Genomic DNA, 16,114 nt, shown 5'->3' with positions numbered 1-16,114 from the left:
GATATTAACAATGAAACCAATTATTTCCATCATCATGGGCTCAAAATCCGACTGGGCAACCATGCAAAAAACAGCCGAAGTCCTCGACCGCTTCGGTGTAGCCTACGAAACGAAGGTTGTCTCTGCCCACCGTACACCAGACCTCATGTTCAAACATGCCGAAGAAGCACGTAGTCGCGGCATCAAGGTCATCATCGCAGGTGCTGGTGGCGCAGCCCATTTGCCAGGAATGGTAGCTGCTAAAACCACTCTGCCTGTTATAGGTGTACCGGTCAAATCACGTGCACTCAGCGGTCTGGACTCCCTTTACTCTATCGTGCAGATGCCGGGCGGTGTACCTGTGGCAACTATGGCTATCGGTGAAGCTGGAGCGACTAACGCAGCTCTCTTTGCCCTTCGTCTCCTCTCAGTAGAGGATCAAGCTATCGCGACAGCATTGGCTGATTTCGCAGAAGAGCAAGGAAAAATCGCAGAGGAGTCTACAAATGAGCTCATCTAAAACAATCGGAATTATCGGTGGCGGTCAGCTGGGTCAGATGATGGCCATTTCTGCCATCTACATGGGGCACAAGGTCATCGCGCTGGATCCTGCGGCGGATTGCCCTACCTCTCGCGTGGCAGAGATTATCGTGGCGCCTTATAATGACGTGGACGCCCTTCGTCAGTTGGCTGAGCGATGCGATGTCTTGACTTATGAGTTTGAAAATGTTGATGCTGATGGTTTGGATGCTGTCATTAAGGATGGTCAGCTCCCTCAAGGAACGGACCTGCTCCGCATTTCTCAAAATCGGATTTTTGAAAAGGACTTTCTCGCAAACAAGGCCCAAGTCACCGTGGCACCCTACAAGGTCGTGACTTCTAGCCAAGACTTGGCAGATATCGACTTGTCGAAAAACTATGTCCTCAAGACTGCGACTGGTGGCTACGATGGGCATGGACAAAAGATTATTCGCTCGGAAGCAGACTTGGAAGAAGCCCGTACGCTAGCCGATTCAGCAGACTGTGTCTTGGAAGAGTTTGTCAACTTCGACCTTGAAATTTCTGTCATCGTGTCAGGGAATGGTAAGGATGTGACGGTTTTCCCAGTTCAGGAAAATATCCATCGCAACAACATCCTCTCTAAAACTATCGTTCCTGCTCGCATTTCAGAAAGTCTGGCTGACAAGGCCAAAGCTATGGCAGTGAGAATCGCTGAGAAACTCAACTTGTCTGGAACTCTCTGTGTGGAAATGTTCGCGACTGCTGATGATATCATTGTCAATGAAATCGCGCCACGTCCACACAATTCAGGACATTACTCAATCGAAGCTTGTGACTTCTCGCAGTTTGACACGCATATCTTGGGTGTTCTCGGAGCACCATTACCAGCCATCAAACTGCATGCACCTGCTGTTATGCTCAATGTTCTCGGCCAACACGTCGAGGCCGCTGAAAAGTATATCGCAGAAAATCCAAGCGCCCACCTCCACATGTATGGTAAAATAGAAGCGAAGCACAACCGCAAAATGGGACATGTGACTTTGTTTAGTGATGTGCCGGATGAGGTTGAGGAGTTTTAAAAATAGTTTATTTGAATAATCTATATGACATCTCTAAAAATAGAAAATCAGTAGTTTTTAGAGATGAGCATATTTATTGATGTATTATTGATATGCAGGGATTTAGAAAGGATATTTAATGCAGTATGGTTATAATCAAAGATTCAAAATTTGAAAAAGCAGACTTAGATAGAGATTTTACTGATGTTGATTTTAGAACAATTGATCCAAAATGTATGTCAGGTTACCAATTGGAAGTCGTTGATGAAGAGATTATAAAAAAGTTTAAATCGTTTATTAGTAATGTTAATTTTAGCGATTCATTTTTTACTTATTATAGAGGCACTCGATTAAAGCATATAAGTTCAGATATAAGCTATATTTTAAAACATGGATTAAATAAATTCTTTATTGTTGGGGACAAAGGAGTTGATTTTATTGAAAATCAACTTGGGGCTAGTCAAAATCAAATACTCTCAGAACAATTTAATAATGAGGAGTACTTATTGAAGGAAATTAAAACAAAAATAAATATTGATGAGTTCTTTTTACCCTCAGATAAAAAGATGAAGTTGAGGTTATTACAAGCAATTGTTCATAATTGTGGGAAAGAAACTTTCTCTGATTTTAAATCTTATGTTTCCCATTATGTTTCAACTACAGTTGGAAATGGGAATTATAATATTGCAAAAAACTTTATTGATAACGAAGGTTTTATTATTTTTGGATTTGAAAAAATCGGTAAATATTTTGTTAATTCGAAGGAATTGCAACTACTACTGTATAAGTCAGAAGAACATCAATCTATCATTGATTTTGAACAAGAAATTATGATTGAGAATGTTTTGTGGCCTTCAAATATTTTTGGATTATTTTATATACATAATGATAAAAGAATGTTTATCATTAATCCTTGGTTGGTCGTGAAATTGCAACAAATTGAAAATATGGAGATTGTTCCTGAAGATTCTTTTGATCCTTTAATTTATGTAGATCAAAGTAATTTTGATAATATTTATAAGGAGTTGGGATACGGAGAATATCTATGTAGACCATATTGAGCAATAGATAATTAACTGATATTAATTTTTAGTTTGAAAAAGAAAGGGAGAAGAGGCATGTATTCGCTTAGCTAAATACAAGTCAGGGTAATATTTATGATTCAAATTATCGTCAATGCTTTTGTGGAAAAGGATAAGACTGGAGCTGTTGTAGAAGTTTTGTATCCTAGTAGCAATCACGAAAAAGTGAAAGCAAAATATGAAGAACTAGTTGCTCAATACTCCGAAAACTATTTAGCAATTTATGATTTACCGACGGATACGGACTTGAACACACTAGCTCACTACCCATCTGTGTTTATTGGGAAAGAGGAGTTTTAGAATTAAGACAGAATCCTAATTACAAGTTCTGTTATCTTACTCTTGCAAGGATAAATGGTTTTTTCGCAGTTGATAAAGTCATCAGAGAAGGCAGTAAAAAAGCAGTTGTTAATATTGAGGGACGATTTGTAAAGGAGATATATCATGGGAGTTAATTATGTTGTACCAGTTTCAAATTTTATATTAGATTATCCAATAAAAGTAAACGATAGTATAATAATACCTCCAATAGGATTATTTTTCGAGAACTGTGAGAAGGCAATAATATCCGAAAGTGAACAAAATAAAATTATCTATGAAGATGGTGACACAGGTCTCTGTTTGATAAAACAAGACTATAATAGTGAATATATGACTACTATAACTCAGAGTGAATATGATTTATGTATTGAAATTGCAAAAAAAACTTATATATACCTCAGATGATTTCGTAAATACTTCTTATATTACTTTCTGTGCAGGTGGTTCTTATCCATCTACTTCTTCGGAAAGATTCTTTTGGTGTGATTATATTTCGGATTTAGCTGATAAAGATTTAGACTATTTTAGAATTAGTTATGGTAATTACAGTAACAAAGAGAAGCTTCCAGGTTTAGCTGGGTATGATATGTCATCTGGAATTAAGACGGTTTACCAATTTAGTAAAGGTCAGAACGGAGAGATTTATTGGGATACTATACTAGGTCGAGTTTCACATTTTCCTGTTGATGGGATTGGACTGTATATTGATGGTTTCGACACTAATGATTATAGTAAAGATTGTTATAAAATTTTATATGATAGATATAGAAATGATGAAGTATATAAAATCTGTAGATATGCCTTACGAAGAGTGGCGAAGTCATATTATATTCCAGATTCTACGAATACCTTTATTTTTCTTTGGACAACCTTAGAAGCAATTGCATCTCCTGAGTATGAGAATGTAAAAAAGTGGAAGGGAAAAGTAATTTCTTATATAGTACAGGATCAAACCAATTACAATAAATTAGGTGAATATATAAAAAAAATATCAAAAGACGTTAGGACTGAGTTAGTACATAATGGGAAATTAATTCAAAACTTGGCTGATTACTCTACTACGTCAGCAATTGATAAAGAGCTTACTAAAATAAAGAATATTATTATTGACTATGTTATTGCTGTATATACTACAGGTATTAAGTCATTTACAGACTTAGATGACCATAGAAAAGAATTACAAAACAAATTAGGTGTTAATTAAAGGAGCAAAAAATGATCAACCGTTATTCTCGCCCTGAAATGGCGAACATTTGGACTGAGGAAAATAAGTACAAGGCTTGGCTGGAAGTTGAGATTCTGGCTGATGAGGCCTGGGCTGAGTTGGGTGAAATCCCCAAGGAAGATGTGGCCTTGATTCGTGAAAAGGCAGGCTTTGACATTGACCGGATCCTGGAGATTGAGCAGGAGACACGCCATGATGTGGTGGCCTTTACTCGTGCGGTTTCTGAGACACTCGGTGAAGAGCGCAAGTGGGTTCACTATGGTTTGACTTCTACCGACGTGGTAGATACAGCCTACGGCTACCTCTACAAGCAGGCCAATGACATCATCCGTGAGGATCTGCGTCGCTTCACTGACATCATTGCAGAGCGGGCGCGGGAGCACAAGTTCACCATCATGATGGGGCGGACTCACGGTGTGCATGCGGAGCCTACGACTTTCGGTCTTAAGCTTGCGACTTGGTACAGCGAAATGAAGCGCAATATTGAACGTTTCGAGCTTGCGGCTGCGGGTGTGGAAGCTGGGAAAATCTCTGGTGCGGTTGGGAACTTTGCCAACATTCCGCCATTTGTGGAAAGCTATGTCTGTGAGAAATTAGGTATCCGTCCACAAGAGATTTCGACTCAAGTCCTGCCACGTGACCTCCACGCTGAATACTTCTCAGCCCTAGCCTTGATTGCGACGTCTATTGAGCGCATGGCGACCGAGATCCGTGGACTGCAAAAGTCTGAGCAGCGCGAAGTGGAAGAGTTCTTTGCCAAGGGGCAAAAAGGTTCATCTGCTATGCCTCACAAACGCAACCCTATCGGTTCTGAGAACATGACAGGTCTTGCGCGTGTCATCCGTGGTCACATGGTGACAGCTTATGAAAATGTTGCTCTCTGGCACGAACGTGATATTTCCCACTCATCTGCTGAGCGGATTATCGCACCGGACACGACCATTTTGATTGACTACATGCTCAACCGCTTTGGTAATATCGTCAAGAACCTGACCGTCTTCCCAGAAAATATGAAGCGCAACATGAACTCAACCTTTGGTCTTATCTTCAGCCAGCGGGCTATGTTGACCTTGATTGAGAAAGGCATGACGCGTGAGCAGGCTTATGACTTGGTGCAACCAAAAACTGCCCACTCATGGGATAACCAAGTGGACTTTAAGCCTCTGCTCGAAGCGGACCCAGAAGTCACTTCCCGCCTTACTCAAGAAGAAATCGATGAAATCTTTAACCCTGCATACTACACCAAACGAGTGGATGAAATCTTCAAGCGCGTGGGGCTGGATTAAACAAAAAAGATGAGAGTGGGACAGAAATCGGTAATTGGTTAGAATTCGATTTCGTCGTCCCACCTCCGCACAGTTGAGTAGGGCTGTAAAAGCTGATGAAATCAGCGTAGTAGAGCCCACTCAACCACTGCGTCTTGCTCGACAATCCAAAGACAATTGAGAGGCTAGGACTTTTGTCCCAGCCTCTCTTTTTTATTATTCTCGCCTGATATAGAAAGTTCCGTTTTTGTTGGTTTTCAGTCCTAGAATACTAAAAAATATACGAAATTAAAAAATTCTGTTTATTTTCTGTCATTTTTTGATTTTTATTAAACAAAAATCGTTCAAACGTCTTGCAAATTGGTATAGATAGGTTTATAATAATGATAGGCTAGTTGGTCGGGAAATGAAAAACGACAGCTCATGAGAACCATCGTTTTTCAGATTAATGATCGCGACTAGAAGAAATAAATTTGATTTTGAAGAAATCGCCACGCTTGTAGGTTTCGCTGTACTCTAGGATTTGTCCAGTATTTTCCAGTTTTGTGATCTTGACTTGATGCACAGTTGGGAAGTTTGGATCAATTTCTAAGGTCTTGGCAATGTCTTTTGGCGTTGGAAAGACGATTTCGTTGGTTTCTTCGAAATACTCATCATTCATGTGGATGTGATAATCCGTCTTGAAGCGATTGTAGATCGAGCTGTAGTAGTCCAGATCTGGATAGTTTGGATTGATGTACTGTTCAGGAATGTAGGTTTGGTGATAGATATAGACTTTATCGCCTGTCCTTCTGATACGGTCAATCTTGTAGTAGAACTGGGACGGTGTTAGTTCTAGTTTTTCCAAGATTCTCAATTCATTTCCACGTTCGATGGACAGAACAGTCACCTTATCCTTTTGGATAGGGAAAGTTTCGATATCAGAGAATTCCACACGCTTGTGTTTTCTTGCGCGTGAAACAAACGTTCCCTTCCCTTGCTGACGGATGATGTAGCCATCATTCGCAAGTTCGTTCAAAGCGCGGACAACGGTGATGGAACTAACGTTGAACATCTTGATTAACTCAGCTTCTGTGTAGAATCTATCACCGTTTTCAAAGTTACCAGAAATGATTTGTTGTTTTAAATCATCTTTGATTTGTTGATATTTAGGAATAGCCATTGTGCTCACCTCTCTTTTTTTATCCCTCTCTATATTGATTTTAACATATTTTTAAAAAAAATGTTGACATTTATGCAAAAGTTTATTATATTAATATTAATAAGAAATGAAAGCGTTTTAAATCTAGGAGGAATGGGGAGATGAAGAGATTTGAAATAGGCTCTTCTTTCTACTTGGATGGTCAGGAGTTTAAGATTTTATCAGGAGCGATTCACTATTTTCGGATTCAGCCGGAAGACTGGTATCACTCGCTTTACAATCTTAAAGCCTTAGGCTTCAATACAGTTGAGACCTATGTTCCTTGGAACATGCACGAGCCAAAGAAAGGCCAGTTTGACTTTCAGGGAATTTTAGATATTGAGAAGTTTCTTCAGATTGCTCAAGATTTAGGATTATATGCCATCGTTCGCCCTTCGCCTTTTATCTGTGCGGAGTGGGAATTTGGCGGCATGCCAGCCTGGCTCTTGACTGAGGATATGAGAATCCGTTCTTCTGAGGCTTCCTATCTTCAGGCTGTTGCAGACTACTATGATGAGTTGCTTCCTCGCTTGGTTCCAAGGCTCTTGGACAAGGGCGGGAACATCCTCATGATGCAAGTGGAAAATGAATATGGCTCTTACGGGGAGGATAAAGACTACCTGAGAGCGATTCGGCAGATGATGTTGGACCGAGGCCTTGATTGCCCGCTCTTTACATCGGATGGTCCTTGGCGGGCAACGCTGAAAGCTGGCACGCTGATTGAGGAAGATTTATTTGTTACAGGAAATTTCGGCTCCAAGGCAGATTATAATTTTGCCCAGATGCAGGAATTCTTTGATGAGCATGACAAAAAATGGCCACTCATGTGTATGGAGTTTTGGGATGGTTGGTTCAATCGTTGGAAAGAGCCAATTATCAAAAGGGATCCTGAGGAACTGGCTCAAGCTGTCCATGAGGTTCTGAAACAAGGCTCTATCAACCTCTATATGTTTCACGGCGGCACCAATTTTGGCTTCATGAATGGCTGCTCGGCCAGAGGTGTGACGGATTTACCACAGGTGACTTCGTATGATTACGATGCCCTGCTCGATGAACAGGGAAATCCAACTCCGAAATATTTTGCAGTGCAAAAAATGATGGCGACCTACTATCCTGAGTACCCACAAATGAAACCGCTCACAAAAGAATCTTTTGAATTGAGAGACATTGCTCTGAGTGAGAAGGTGAGTTTGTTTGAGACATTGCCTGATTTGGCCCAGCCAGTGGAGAGTCTCTATCCTGTCAAAATGGAGGATTTGGGGCAGAGCTATGGCTACTTGCTTTACCGTACAGAATCCAGCTGGGATGCGGATGAGGAAAAAATTCGGGTGATTGACGGGCGAGACCGGATGCAGCTTTTTATGGACGGCAAGCTTATGGCAACCCAGTATCAAACAGAGATTGGTCAAGATATCTTTGTTGCTGGAGAAAAGAAAGCCACCCACCGTATTGACGTCCTGATGGAAAACATGGGGCGGGTCAACTACGGGCATAAATTCTTGGCAGATACCCAGCGAAAAGGGATTCGGACGGGTGTTTGCAAGGATTTGCACTTCTTGCTGAATTGGCAGCAGTATCCACTTTCTTTTGAAAATACAGAAAATATTGATTTCTCAAAAGGATGGCAGCAAGAACAACCAGCTTTCTACGCTTTTGACTTTGAAATGAAAGCGCTTAAAGATACTTATTTAGACTTGTCCGGTTTCGGAAAGGGCCTTGCCTTTGTAAATGGCGTCAACATCGGCCGTTTCTGGAATGTTGGGCCAACCTTATCGCTTTATATTCCGCATAGCCTTCTGAAAGAAGGACATAACCGAATCATCATTTTTGAAACGGAAGGGGAATATGAAGAATCAATTAACCTAGTTAACCAACCTACATTTAAAACAATAAAGGGGGAAAATTTATGACAATCGTAGGTGCACGTATCGATGGACGTTTGATCCATGGACAGGTAGCCAATCTCTGGACTACCAAGCTAAACATTTCACGCATTATGGTGATTGACGATGAGGTAGCTGAAAATGCTATCGAAAAGAGCGGACTCAAGTTGGCAACGCCGCCAGGAGTGAAGCTCAGCATTTTGCCAATCGCTAAAGCAGCAGAAAACATCTTGGCTGGTAAATATGACTCACAACGACTCTTTATCGTTGCTCGTAAACCAGACCGTTTCCTTCGTTTGGTAGAAGCTGGTGTTCCACTGGAAACACTGAACGTTGGCAATATGTCTCAGTCAGACGAAACTCGTCCCATCACTCGCTCTATCAATGTGGTTGATGCGGATGTGGAAGCTTTCCACAAGTTGCATGAAAAAGGGGTGAAGCTGACAGCTCAGATGGTTCCAAATGATCCGGTTGCGGATTTTATGAATTTGTTAAAATAAGGAAAAATTTTTAGGAGGTCATTGTCATGATACAATGGTGGCAAATTTTACTACTCACTCTGTACTCAGCTTATCAAATTTGCGATGAGTTGACGATCGTTTCTTCAGCAGGTTCACCTGTATTTGCTGGATTTATCACAGGTCTCATTATGGGAAATATGGGTACAGGTCTTTTCATCGGTGCTTCTCTTCAATTGGTAGTACTCGGTGTTGGTACCTTCGGTGGTGCGTCTCGTATTGACGCTACTTCTGGTGCGGTTCTTGCGACTGCCTTCTCAGTAGCTCAAGGGCTTGATCCTGAGCTTGCTATTGCTACAATCGCTGTGCCGGTAGCAACTTTGTTGACATACTTCGACATTCTTGGTCGTATGACTACAACTTACTTCGCTCACCGTGTGGATGCTGCGATTGAACGCTTTGATTACAAAGGAATCGAACGCAACTATCTCCTTGGTGCGATTCCTTGGGCTCTTTCTCGTGCCCTCCCAGTTTTCTTTGCTCTTGCCTTTGGTGGAGCTTTTGTAGAAACTGTTGTTACAGGTCTCGGTAATGTACAATGGTTGGCAAACGGTTTGAAACTTGCAGGTCAAATGCTTCCAGGTCTTGGATTTGCAATCTTGCTTCGTTATCTCCCAGTGAAACGCAACCTTCACTACTTGGCACTTGGATTTGGCTTGACAGCTATGTTGACAGTGCTTTACAGTAATGTTCAAAGCCTTGGTGCTGCAGTGTCTAGCATTGTTGGTTCTGAAGTGTTCTCTAAACTTCCAAAAGAACAAGCTATTACTTTTGTTAACAACTTCAAGAGTGTATCTATGATTGGTATCGCCATCATTGGCGTCTTCCTTGCAGTACAACACTTCAAAAACAGCCAACGTACAGTCGTAGCTGCTCCAGTAACTGAATCAGAAAGCGGGGAAATTGAAGATGACGAATTCTAATTACAAACTAACAAAAGAAGATTTTAAACAGATTAACAAACGTAGCTTGTTTACCTTCCAATTGGGTTGGAACTATGAGCGTATGCAGGCTTCTGGTTACCTTTACATGATTTTGCCACAATTGCGCAAAATGTATGGAGACGGTACACCTGAACTGAAAGAAATGATGAAATTGCATACGCAATTCTTCAATACTTCACCATTCTTCCACACTATTATCACTGGTTTTGACCTTGCTTTGGAAGAAAAAGATGGTGTGAAATCAAAAGATGCGGTCAATGGTATCAAGACGGGTCTCATGGGGCCATTCGCTCCCCTTGGAGACTCAATCTTTGGATCATTGGTACCAGCTATTATGGGTTCAATCGCAGCAACTTTGGCTGTTGCAGGAAACCCAGCCGGTATCTTCCTATGGATCGCTGTTGCAGTTGCTTATGACATTTTCCGTTGGAAACAATTGGAATTTGCCTATAAAGAAGGGGTTAACCTCATCAACAACATGCAAAGTACTTTGACAGCTTTGATTGATGCTGCATCTGTACTTGGTGTCTTCATGGTTGGTGCCTTGATTGCCAGCATGATTGGTGTTGAAGTTTCTTGGGCTCCACACATCGGGGACAAAGCAATTGAAATTCAAGATATGCTTAACCTCATCTTCCCACGCTTGGTACCAGCTATCATCACAGGTGTAATCTTCTGGTTGCTTGGACGTAAGGGTATGAACTCTACAAAAGCTATCTTGCTCATCATTCTTGCAGCGATTGCTTTCTCAGCGTTTGGTCACTTCTTCTTTGGAATGGCATAATGGTGTAAATTATGAGCAAACAATTAATTTTGATTAGTCATGGTCGCTTTTGTGAAGAGCTGAAAACAACCACTGAGATGATTATGGGACCTCAAGCGGATATCCATGCCGTTGCCTTGTTGCCAGAGGAGGGACCAGATGATTTCACAGCTAAGTTTTTAGATACAGTCAAGGATTTTGATGACTATATTGTCTTTGCAGATCTTTTGGGAGGCACACCATGTAATGTAGTCAGCCGCCTTATTTTAGAAGGCAAGGATATTGACTTGTACGCCGGCATGAATCTGCCGATGGTGATTGAGTTTCTCAATGCTTCTCTGACAGGAGCTGATGTTGACTATCCGAAAAATGCAGTCGAAAATATCGTTAAAGTCAATGATATTTTAGCAGGCTTATCAGATGATGAGGATGAGTAGGACTGTTTTCTAAGGAAAAAAGAAATGAAGGGGAGTGGGGAATTTTCCCATTCCCTCTTTTAAAGGCAAATAACTAATATATCAATGTTTATTTTTGAAAGGACTATCATGCTAGATTATTCAAAAGAGAAACTGGTTGAATTAGGCGCGGAAATCACCACGCGTGAAATCTACCAACAGCCAGATGTTTGGCAGACAGCTTTTAATCATTACAAGGCTCAGGCTGACCAAGTCGCTGCTTTTCTAAAAGGTATCGAAGAAAAGCATGACTATATAAAAGTTATCTTTACAGGTGCAGGAACTTCGGCTTATGTAGGGGACACGCTGCTGCCATATTTCAGAAAGCTTTATGATGAGCGCAAATGGAATTTTAATTCGGTTGCGACGACTGATATTGTGGCGAGTCCTGAAGTGCATCTGCACAAGGAAATTCCAACGGTTCTCGTTTCTTTTGCCCGCAGTGGCAATTCGCCAGAAAGTGTTGCGACAGTGGACTTGGCCAAGCAGTTGGTTGATGAGCTTTATCAAGTGACTATTACCTGTGCTGCAGAGGGGAAACTAGCTCAGCAGGCACATGGTGATGAGCGGAATCTCCTCTTATTGCAACCAGCTCCATCAAATGATGCTGGCTTTGCCATGACTTCTAGCTTCACCTCCATGATGTTGACAGCTCTTCTTGTTTTTGCCCCAGCAGATTTGGCTCAAAAAGAAGCAAGAGTAGCTGAGTTGATTGCCTTGAGTCAAAAGGTTTTGGCAGATGTAGCTGATGTTCAAGCTTTGACAGAATTAGACTTTAACCGTGTCATTTACCTTGGAGCAGGGCCATTCTTTGGTTTGGCGCACGAAGCACAGCTGAAAATTTTGGAGTTGACCGCTGGGAAGGTTGCGACCATGTATGAAAGTCCAGTCGGCTTCCGTCATGGACCAAAATCTCTGATTAACGAAAAGACGCTTGTGCTGGTATTTGGCTCAAGGGATGCATACACCAAACGTTACGACTTGGATTTGGTGCGTGAAGTGGCAGGAGATCAGATTGCTCGCAAAGTGGTCTTCTTTACAGAGCGCAGAGAAGATTTGGAAAATGTTGAGCAAGTGGTTCTTGAAAGTGATATCTTGGAAGATAGCTATCGAGCCTTCCCTTACATCGTCTATGCTCAGCTCTTCTCTCTCTTGACTTCTTTGAAAGTAAAAAATCGACCAGATACACCGTCTCCGACAGGTACGGTCAATCGAGTCGTTCAGGGAGTTATCATCCACCCTTTCCAGCAGTAGGAAGCTAAATATGGAAAAGTCAAACATTAGTCATGGGAAAGCTAGTTATTAAAAAGACTTTCAGATCAAAAGGATGGCCTTCCATCCTTGTCCCTTGACTAAGTCAAGAAAGAGAGTGGGACAGAAATCGGTAATTCGTTAGAATTCGATTTCATCGTCCCACCTCCGCACAGTTGAGTAGGGCTGTAAAAGCTGATGAAATCAGCGTAGTAGAGCCCACTCAACCACTGCGTCTTGCTCGACAATCCAAAGACAATTGAGAGGCTAGGACTTTTGTCCCAGACTCGAGACAGAGGGAGATTGTATGAAATCTTATCAAGAATCTATTTTTGGTACTTTTAAAGGACAGGATGTCTTAGCCTACACCTTTGAAAATAAGCTAGGCTATCGCTTCAAGGTCATGAACTATGGCGCAACGATTTTGGAATATCGGACGCCGGATAAAAATGGTGATTTTGCCAATATTATTCTAGGCTTTGAGCGTTTTGAGGATTATATTGGCAATAGTCCCAAGCATGGTGCCAGCGTGGGACCAGTTGCGGGGCGGATTGCGAAGGCTAGCTTTGAGCTGAATGGGCAGTCCTACCAGCTGGAAGTCAATAATGGTCAGAATTGTAACCACAGTGGTTCTACTGGCTGGGACAGTGTGATTTTTCAGACAGAAGAAGTCACAAACGAGGGCGTCACATTTTACACAGAGCGCCCAGATGGGACGGGCGGCTTCCCAGGAAATTTGAAAATCTGGATTTCCTATTCCTTATCGGAAAAAGGGGAGATTGAGATTTCCTATCAAGTCCAGACAGACCAGGATAGTCTGGTTAATCCAACCAACCACAGCTATTTCAATCTGTCAGGTAATTTTAGTCAGCCGATTGATCAGCATGTCCTCCAGCTGCATACCAAAGGGGTGTATCCGATTGCTCCTGACGGCGTGCCAGCAAAAGAAGTGGATGCAGATCGTGGCTTTGTCAAAGGTCTACAAAAAGGTCTGGCGCTGAAAGAAATTTTTGCAGACCAAGACGAGCAAATTCAGGTCGTGTCAGGGCTGGATCATCCCTTTGCTCTCGATAAAGAGCAGGAAGAGGCAGGATATCTTTATGATGCGGCATCAGGTCGTTACCTGACTTTCCGTACGGATGCTCCTTGTGTCGTGACTTATTCGGCAAATTTTGTAGATGAGTCAGTTATCATCAATGGACAGCCAATGATTCAGCATAATGGTCTAGCGCTGGAAGCACAAGCCTTGCCTGATGCGATTCATAGTGACTTGAAGGATCAGGTCATTCTCAAGGCAGGCCACATTTTCACCAGCACCACCGTTTATTTCGCAGGAGTGAAATAAATACTAAACTTGCTTCATTTGAAGTGTATCTAACATGGCGATACTAGCCTCAGATACAAGAAAACGGCAGATTCCCCCTCTGCCGTTTTTACTATTTATTTTATTGGTTGTCTAAGTCTTGTGGTTGGAAGAATTGATTGTAACGTTCTTCGTCTTCTTGGTTATCACGGATAACTTTTGCAAGAGTGAATGAAGAAGAAATCAGTCCGACAGAACCCATGAGATAGTATCCTTTAACCATCAAAGGTTCTTTCAAAGTATAGAGGCCGACGAGAACAAGAGTCACAAAGAAGGCGAATGAGCCCCAAGCCATAAACATAAAGGCTGGTGTATTCCGATAAGTTTTCTTTTTAAGGTTGTTCATATCTAAAATCTCCTTTTCGATTTTTTTCATTGTATCATGAGTTCCTGAGACAGTCAATGAAATAGAGGTTATTTTAATCAGACTGAACAATTCATATTAGTTTGTATCATCTTAGTAAGATGTTTAAAAGTATTTTATTTTTAAAAAATATTTTTTCTTTAAGCAAATTTTAAGATAAAGACGTTATACTAATACCATCAAATGAAGACCTCCTAACTTTATTTGATAGAAATCCTAAAACTTTTTCATAATAATCTCCCATAAGAGCCACCAATTTGGTGGCTTTTTTTGTGCTCAGAAGCGGGTCGGATTGCTTCCTCTGCCCTATTTTTTGCTATAATAGTCCTATGAGTAGAATTTTAGATAATGAATTAATGGGGGATGAGGAGCTGGTAGAACGTACCCTCCGTCCTCAGTATTTACGAGAATATATTGGTCAGGACAAGGTCAAGGATCAGCTAAAGATTTTTATTGAAGCGGCTAAATTGCGGGATGAGGCGTTGGATCATACTCTCCTTTTTGGTCCTCCAGGTTTGGGAAAGACGACTATGGCCTTTGTCATCGCCAACGAACTCGGTGTGAATATCAAGCAGACTTCTGGTCCGGTCATTGAAAAGTCTGGTGATTTGGTGGCCATTCTTAATGATTTGGAACCAGGCGATGTCCTCTTTATCGATGAGATTCACCGTTTGCCTATGGCGGTTGAGGAAGTGCTGTATAGCGCCATGGAGGACTTTTACATTGACATTATGATTGGGACTGGCGAAACCAGTCGCAGCGTCCACCTGGAATTGCCACCTTTCACTCTGATTGGGGCTACCACTCGGGCGGGCATGCTGTCCAATCCTCTGCGGGCTCGTTTTGGGATTACCGGTCATATGGAGTATTATGAACCTGACGATCTGACCGAAATCGTCGAGCGGACGGCAGAGATTTTTGAGATGGATATTACCCACGAGGCTGCTCGGGAGCTTGCTCTACGTAGCCGAGGCACACCGCGGATTGCCAATCGTTTGCTCAAGCGGGTGCGGGACTACGCGCAGATTATGGGCAATGGCCTGATTGATGATAAGATAACTGACCAAGCTCTCTCCATGCTGGATGTGGACCAGGAAGGTCTGGACTATGTGGACCAGAAAATCCTACGAACCATGATTGAAGTTTATGGGGGTGGTCCAGTGGGGTTGGGAACCCTCTCAGTCAATATTGCTGAGGAGCGCGAAACGGTGGAGGACATGTATGAGCCTTACCTGATTCAGAAAGGCTTTGTCATGCGGACACGGACTGGGCGCGTGGCGACTCGCAAAGCCTATGAGCATCTAGGATATGAGTATATGAAGGAATGATGACAGAAAAGGAGATTTTAGAGAGACTGGGTCAGGATCGGGATATCCGAGCGATTCTGGAAATAATCCGCAATCTGCAGCTAGAGGACTCTTGGCTGGCTGCGGGTAGTGTCAGAAATTTTATTTGGAATATCTTGTCTGGCAAGTCGGGCTTTGATGCTGAAACGGATGTGGATGTCATATTCTTTGATCCAACTGTGTCTTATGAGAAAACTTTGCAGCTGGAGATGGAGTTGAGAAAAGCTTTTCCCGCTTATTCTTGGGAGCTGAAAAATCAAGTCTATATGCATAGTCATAGTCCCAACACCCAGCCCTATACTAGCTCGAAAGATGCCATAAGCAAGTATCCTGAGTGCTGCACGGCTATCGGTCTTCGATTGCTGGAAAATGATAAGTTAGAGCTTTTTGCACCCTATGGTTTGGCAGATATTCGAGCATTTCAGGTGCGACCAACACCACATTTTTTGGCGGATGCGGAGCGAAAGAAGCTTTATATGGAAAGACTTAGCAAGAAAAATTGGCAGGCTAAATGGCCACAATTAAGTTTTGAAACTCTTTCTGAAGAAAAGTAAAGTTGAATCTGGTGCAAGCTAGATTGAGTGGGTTACTGCCTCAATGATCTGCACTTTTATGT

The 16,114-nt window shown here is 42.0% G+C and carries 18 protein-coding genes; 16 read left to right on the top strand and 2 right to left on the bottom strand.

Annotated elements, in window-relative coordinates:
* Positions 1 to 10: 10 nt before the first annotated feature.
* The 7 genes from purE (at position 11) to purB (ending at position 5,452) form a co-directional block, all read left to right on the top strand.
* Positions 11 to 499, top strand: a complete 489-nt coding sequence (purE, locus tag D8790_RS09270; protein ID WP_125388386.1) for a 5-(carboxyamino)imidazole ribonucleotide mutase — start codon at positions 11 to 13, stop codon at positions 497 to 499.
* Complete coding sequence (gene purK, locus D8790_RS09265) at positions 486 to 1,559, top strand: 5-(carboxyamino)imidazole ribonucleotide synthase (protein WP_260470296.1); 1,074 nt, start codon at positions 486 to 488, stop codon at positions 1,557 to 1,559. Before purE ends, purK begins: the two co-directional genes overlap by 14 nt.
* Before the next feature lie 125 nt (positions 1,560 to 1,684).
* Positions 1,685 to 2,599 carry a hypothetical protein gene (locus tag D8790_RS09260; protein ID WP_125388384.1) on the top strand — a complete coding sequence of 305 codons (915 nt, stop codon included), beginning with the start codon at positions 1,685 to 1,687 and terminating at the stop codon, positions 2,597 to 2,599.
* A gap of 96 nt (positions 2,600 to 2,695) precedes the next feature.
* Positions 2,696 to 2,920, top strand: coding sequence for a phosphoribosylaminoimidazole carboxylase (locus D8790_RS09255; protein WP_125388383.1), 225 nt, complete (start codon positions 2,696 to 2,698; stop codon positions 2,918 to 2,920).
* 144 nt (positions 2,921 to 3,064) lie between these two features.
* Positions 3,065 to 3,346 carry a hypothetical protein gene (locus D8790_RS09250; RefSeq protein WP_125388382.1) on the top strand — a complete coding sequence of 94 codons (282 nt, stop codon included), beginning with the start codon at positions 3,065 to 3,067 and terminating at the stop codon, positions 3,344 to 3,346.
* Positions 3,297 to 4,145 (top strand): hypothetical protein, encoded by an 849-nt coding sequence (locus D8790_RS09245; protein ID WP_185761935.1) that lies wholly within the window; start codon positions 3,297 to 3,299, stop codon positions 4,143 to 4,145. The genes D8790_RS09250 and D8790_RS09245 overlap by 50 nt, the downstream gene beginning before the upstream one ends.
* An 11-nt stretch (positions 4,146 to 4,156) precedes the next feature.
* On the top strand, positions 4,157 to 5,452 hold the full coding sequence (gene purB, locus D8790_RS09240; protein WP_125388380.1) for an adenylosuccinate lyase: 1,296 nt from the start codon (positions 4,157 to 4,159) through the stop codon (positions 5,450 to 5,452).
* Between the two features lie 424 nt (positions 5,453 to 5,876).
* Here purB and agaR read toward each other — a convergent pair whose 3' ends face one another.
* On the bottom strand, positions 5,877 to 6,593 hold the full coding sequence (agaR, locus tag D8790_RS09230) for a transcriptional regulator AgaR (protein WP_005591344.1): 717 nt from the start codon (positions 6,591 to 6,593) through the stop codon (positions 5,877 to 5,879).
* Between the two features lie 140 nt (positions 6,594 to 6,733).
* On the opposite strand from agaR, the gene D8790_RS09225 reads away from it, so the two are divergent.
* From D8790_RS09225 to D8790_RS09190, 7 genes are all read left to right on the top strand, one after another.
* On the top strand, positions 6,734 to 8,521 hold the full coding sequence (locus tag D8790_RS09225) for a glycoside hydrolase family 35 protein (protein ID WP_125388379.1): 1,788 nt from the start codon (positions 6,734 to 6,736) through the stop codon (positions 8,519 to 8,521).
* The gene (locus D8790_RS09220; protein ID WP_045498334.1) at positions 8,518 to 8,994 is read left to right on the top strand and encodes a PTS sugar transporter subunit IIB; all 477 of its coding nucleotides are present in this window, start codon (positions 8,518 to 8,520) and stop codon (positions 8,992 to 8,994) included. The genes D8790_RS09225 and D8790_RS09220 overlap by 4 nt, the downstream gene beginning before the upstream one ends.
* Before the next feature lie 26 nt (positions 8,995 to 9,020).
* The gene (locus tag D8790_RS09215) at positions 9,021 to 9,935 is read left to right on the top strand and encodes a PTS mannose/fructose/sorbose/N-acetylgalactosamine transporter subunit IIC (protein WP_005591341.1); all 915 of its coding nucleotides are present in this window, start codon (positions 9,021 to 9,023) and stop codon (positions 9,933 to 9,935) included.
* A complete protein-coding gene (locus D8790_RS09210) occupies positions 9,922 to 10,740 on the top strand; it encodes a PTS system mannose/fructose/sorbose family transporter subunit IID (RefSeq protein WP_005591340.1) in 819 nt (272 codons plus the stop codon). The genes D8790_RS09215 and D8790_RS09210 overlap by 14 nt, the downstream gene beginning before the upstream one ends.
* A gap of 11 nt (positions 10,741 to 10,751) precedes the next feature.
* Positions 10,752 to 11,156, top strand: a complete 405-nt coding sequence (locus tag D8790_RS09205; protein ID WP_015604195.1) for a PTS sugar transporter subunit IIA — start codon at positions 10,752 to 10,754, stop codon at positions 11,154 to 11,156.
* Between the two features lie 108 nt (positions 11,157 to 11,264).
* Positions 11,265 to 12,428, top strand: coding sequence for an SIS domain-containing protein (locus D8790_RS09200; RefSeq protein ID WP_125388396.1), 1,164 nt, complete (start codon positions 11,265 to 11,267; stop codon positions 12,426 to 12,428).
* Positions 12,429 to 12,732: 304 nt separating this feature from the next.
* Complete coding sequence (locus D8790_RS09190; RefSeq protein ID WP_125388378.1) at positions 12,733 to 13,770, top strand: aldose epimerase family protein; 1,038 nt, start codon at positions 12,733 to 12,735, stop codon at positions 13,768 to 13,770.
* Positions 13,771 to 13,870: 100 nt separating this feature from the next.
* Here D8790_RS09190 and D8790_RS09185 read toward each other — a convergent pair whose 3' ends face one another.
* Positions 13,871 to 14,134, bottom strand: a complete 264-nt coding sequence (locus D8790_RS09185; protein ID WP_179856134.1) for a YiaA/YiaB family inner membrane protein — start codon at positions 14,132 to 14,134, stop codon at positions 13,871 to 13,873.
* Positions 14,135 to 14,481: 347 nt separating this feature from the next.
* On the opposite strand from D8790_RS09185, the gene ruvB reads away from it, so the two are divergent.
* Positions 14,482 to 15,480 carry a Holliday junction branch migration DNA helicase RuvB gene (ruvB, locus tag D8790_RS09180; RefSeq protein WP_125388377.1) on the top strand — a complete coding sequence of 333 codons (999 nt, stop codon included), beginning with the start codon at positions 14,482 to 14,484 and terminating at the stop codon, positions 15,478 to 15,480.
* On the top strand, positions 15,477 to 16,052 hold the full coding sequence (locus D8790_RS09175; protein ID WP_125388376.1) for a nucleotidyltransferase family protein: 576 nt from the start codon (positions 15,477 to 15,479) through the stop codon (positions 16,050 to 16,052). Before ruvB ends, D8790_RS09175 begins: the two co-directional genes overlap by 4 nt.
* Positions 16,053 to 16,114: the final 62 nt, after the last annotated feature.

The organism is Streptococcus cristatus (assembly GCF_003943535.1).
GTDB lineage: Bacteria > Bacillota > Bacilli > Lactobacillales > Streptococcaceae > Streptococcus > Streptococcus cristatus_L.
This window is presented reverse-complemented; position numbering and strand designations above follow the sequence as displayed.

Excerpts from the sequence above, each read along its gene's own strand:
- purE (WP_125388386.1), top strand. The coding sequence starts at position 11 with ATGAAACCAATTATTTCCATCATCATGGGCTCAAAATCCGACTGGGCA.
- purK (WP_260470296.1), top strand. The coding sequence starts at position 486 with ATGAGCTCATCTAAAACAATCGGAATTATCGGTGGCGGTCAGCTGGGT.
- D8790_RS09260 (WP_125388384.1), top strand. The coding sequence starts at position 1,685 with ATGGTTATAATCAAAGATTCAAAATTTGAAAAAGCAGACTTAGATAGA.
- D8790_RS09255 (WP_125388383.1), top strand. The coding sequence starts at position 2,696 with ATGATTCAAATTATCGTCAATGCTTTTGTGGAAAAGGATAAGACTGGA.
- D8790_RS09250 (WP_125388382.1), top strand. The coding sequence starts at position 3,065 with ATGGGAGTTAATTATGTTGTACCAGTTTCAAATTTTATATTAGATTAT.
- D8790_RS09245 (WP_185761935.1), top strand. The coding sequence starts at position 3,297 with ATGATTTATGTATTGAAATTGCAAAAAAAACTTATATATACCTCAGAT.
- purB (WP_125388380.1), top strand. The coding sequence starts at position 4,157 with ATGATCAACCGTTATTCTCGCCCTGAAATGGCGAACATTTGGACTGAG.
- agaR (WP_005591344.1), bottom strand. The coding sequence starts at position 6,593 with ATGGCTATTCCTAAATATCAACAAATCAAAGATGATTTAAAACAACAA.
- D8790_RS09225 (WP_125388379.1), top strand. The coding sequence starts at position 6,734 with ATGAAGAGATTTGAAATAGGCTCTTCTTTCTACTTGGATGGTCAGGAG.
- D8790_RS09220 (WP_045498334.1), top strand. The coding sequence starts at position 8,518 with ATGACAATCGTAGGTGCACGTATCGATGGACGTTTGATCCATGGACAG.
- D8790_RS09215 (WP_005591341.1), top strand. The coding sequence starts at position 9,021 with ATGATACAATGGTGGCAAATTTTACTACTCACTCTGTACTCAGCTTAT.
- D8790_RS09210 (WP_005591340.1), top strand. The coding sequence starts at position 9,922 with ATGACGAATTCTAATTACAAACTAACAAAAGAAGATTTTAAACAGATT.
- D8790_RS09205 (WP_015604195.1), top strand. The coding sequence starts at position 10,752 with ATGAGCAAACAATTAATTTTGATTAGTCATGGTCGCTTTTGTGAAGAG.
- D8790_RS09200 (WP_125388396.1), top strand. The coding sequence starts at position 11,265 with ATGCTAGATTATTCAAAAGAGAAACTGGTTGAATTAGGCGCGGAAATC.
- D8790_RS09190 (WP_125388378.1), top strand. The coding sequence starts at position 12,733 with ATGAAATCTTATCAAGAATCTATTTTTGGTACTTTTAAAGGACAGGAT.
- D8790_RS09185 (WP_179856134.1), bottom strand. The coding sequence starts at position 14,134 with ATGAACAACCTTAAAAAGAAAACTTATCGGAATACACCAGCCTTTATG.
- ruvB (WP_125388377.1), top strand. The coding sequence starts at position 14,482 with ATGAGTAGAATTTTAGATAATGAATTAATGGGGGATGAGGAGCTGGTA.
- D8790_RS09175 (WP_125388376.1), top strand. The coding sequence starts at position 15,477 with ATGATGACAGAAAAGGAGATTTTAGAGAGACTGGGTCAGGATCGGGAT.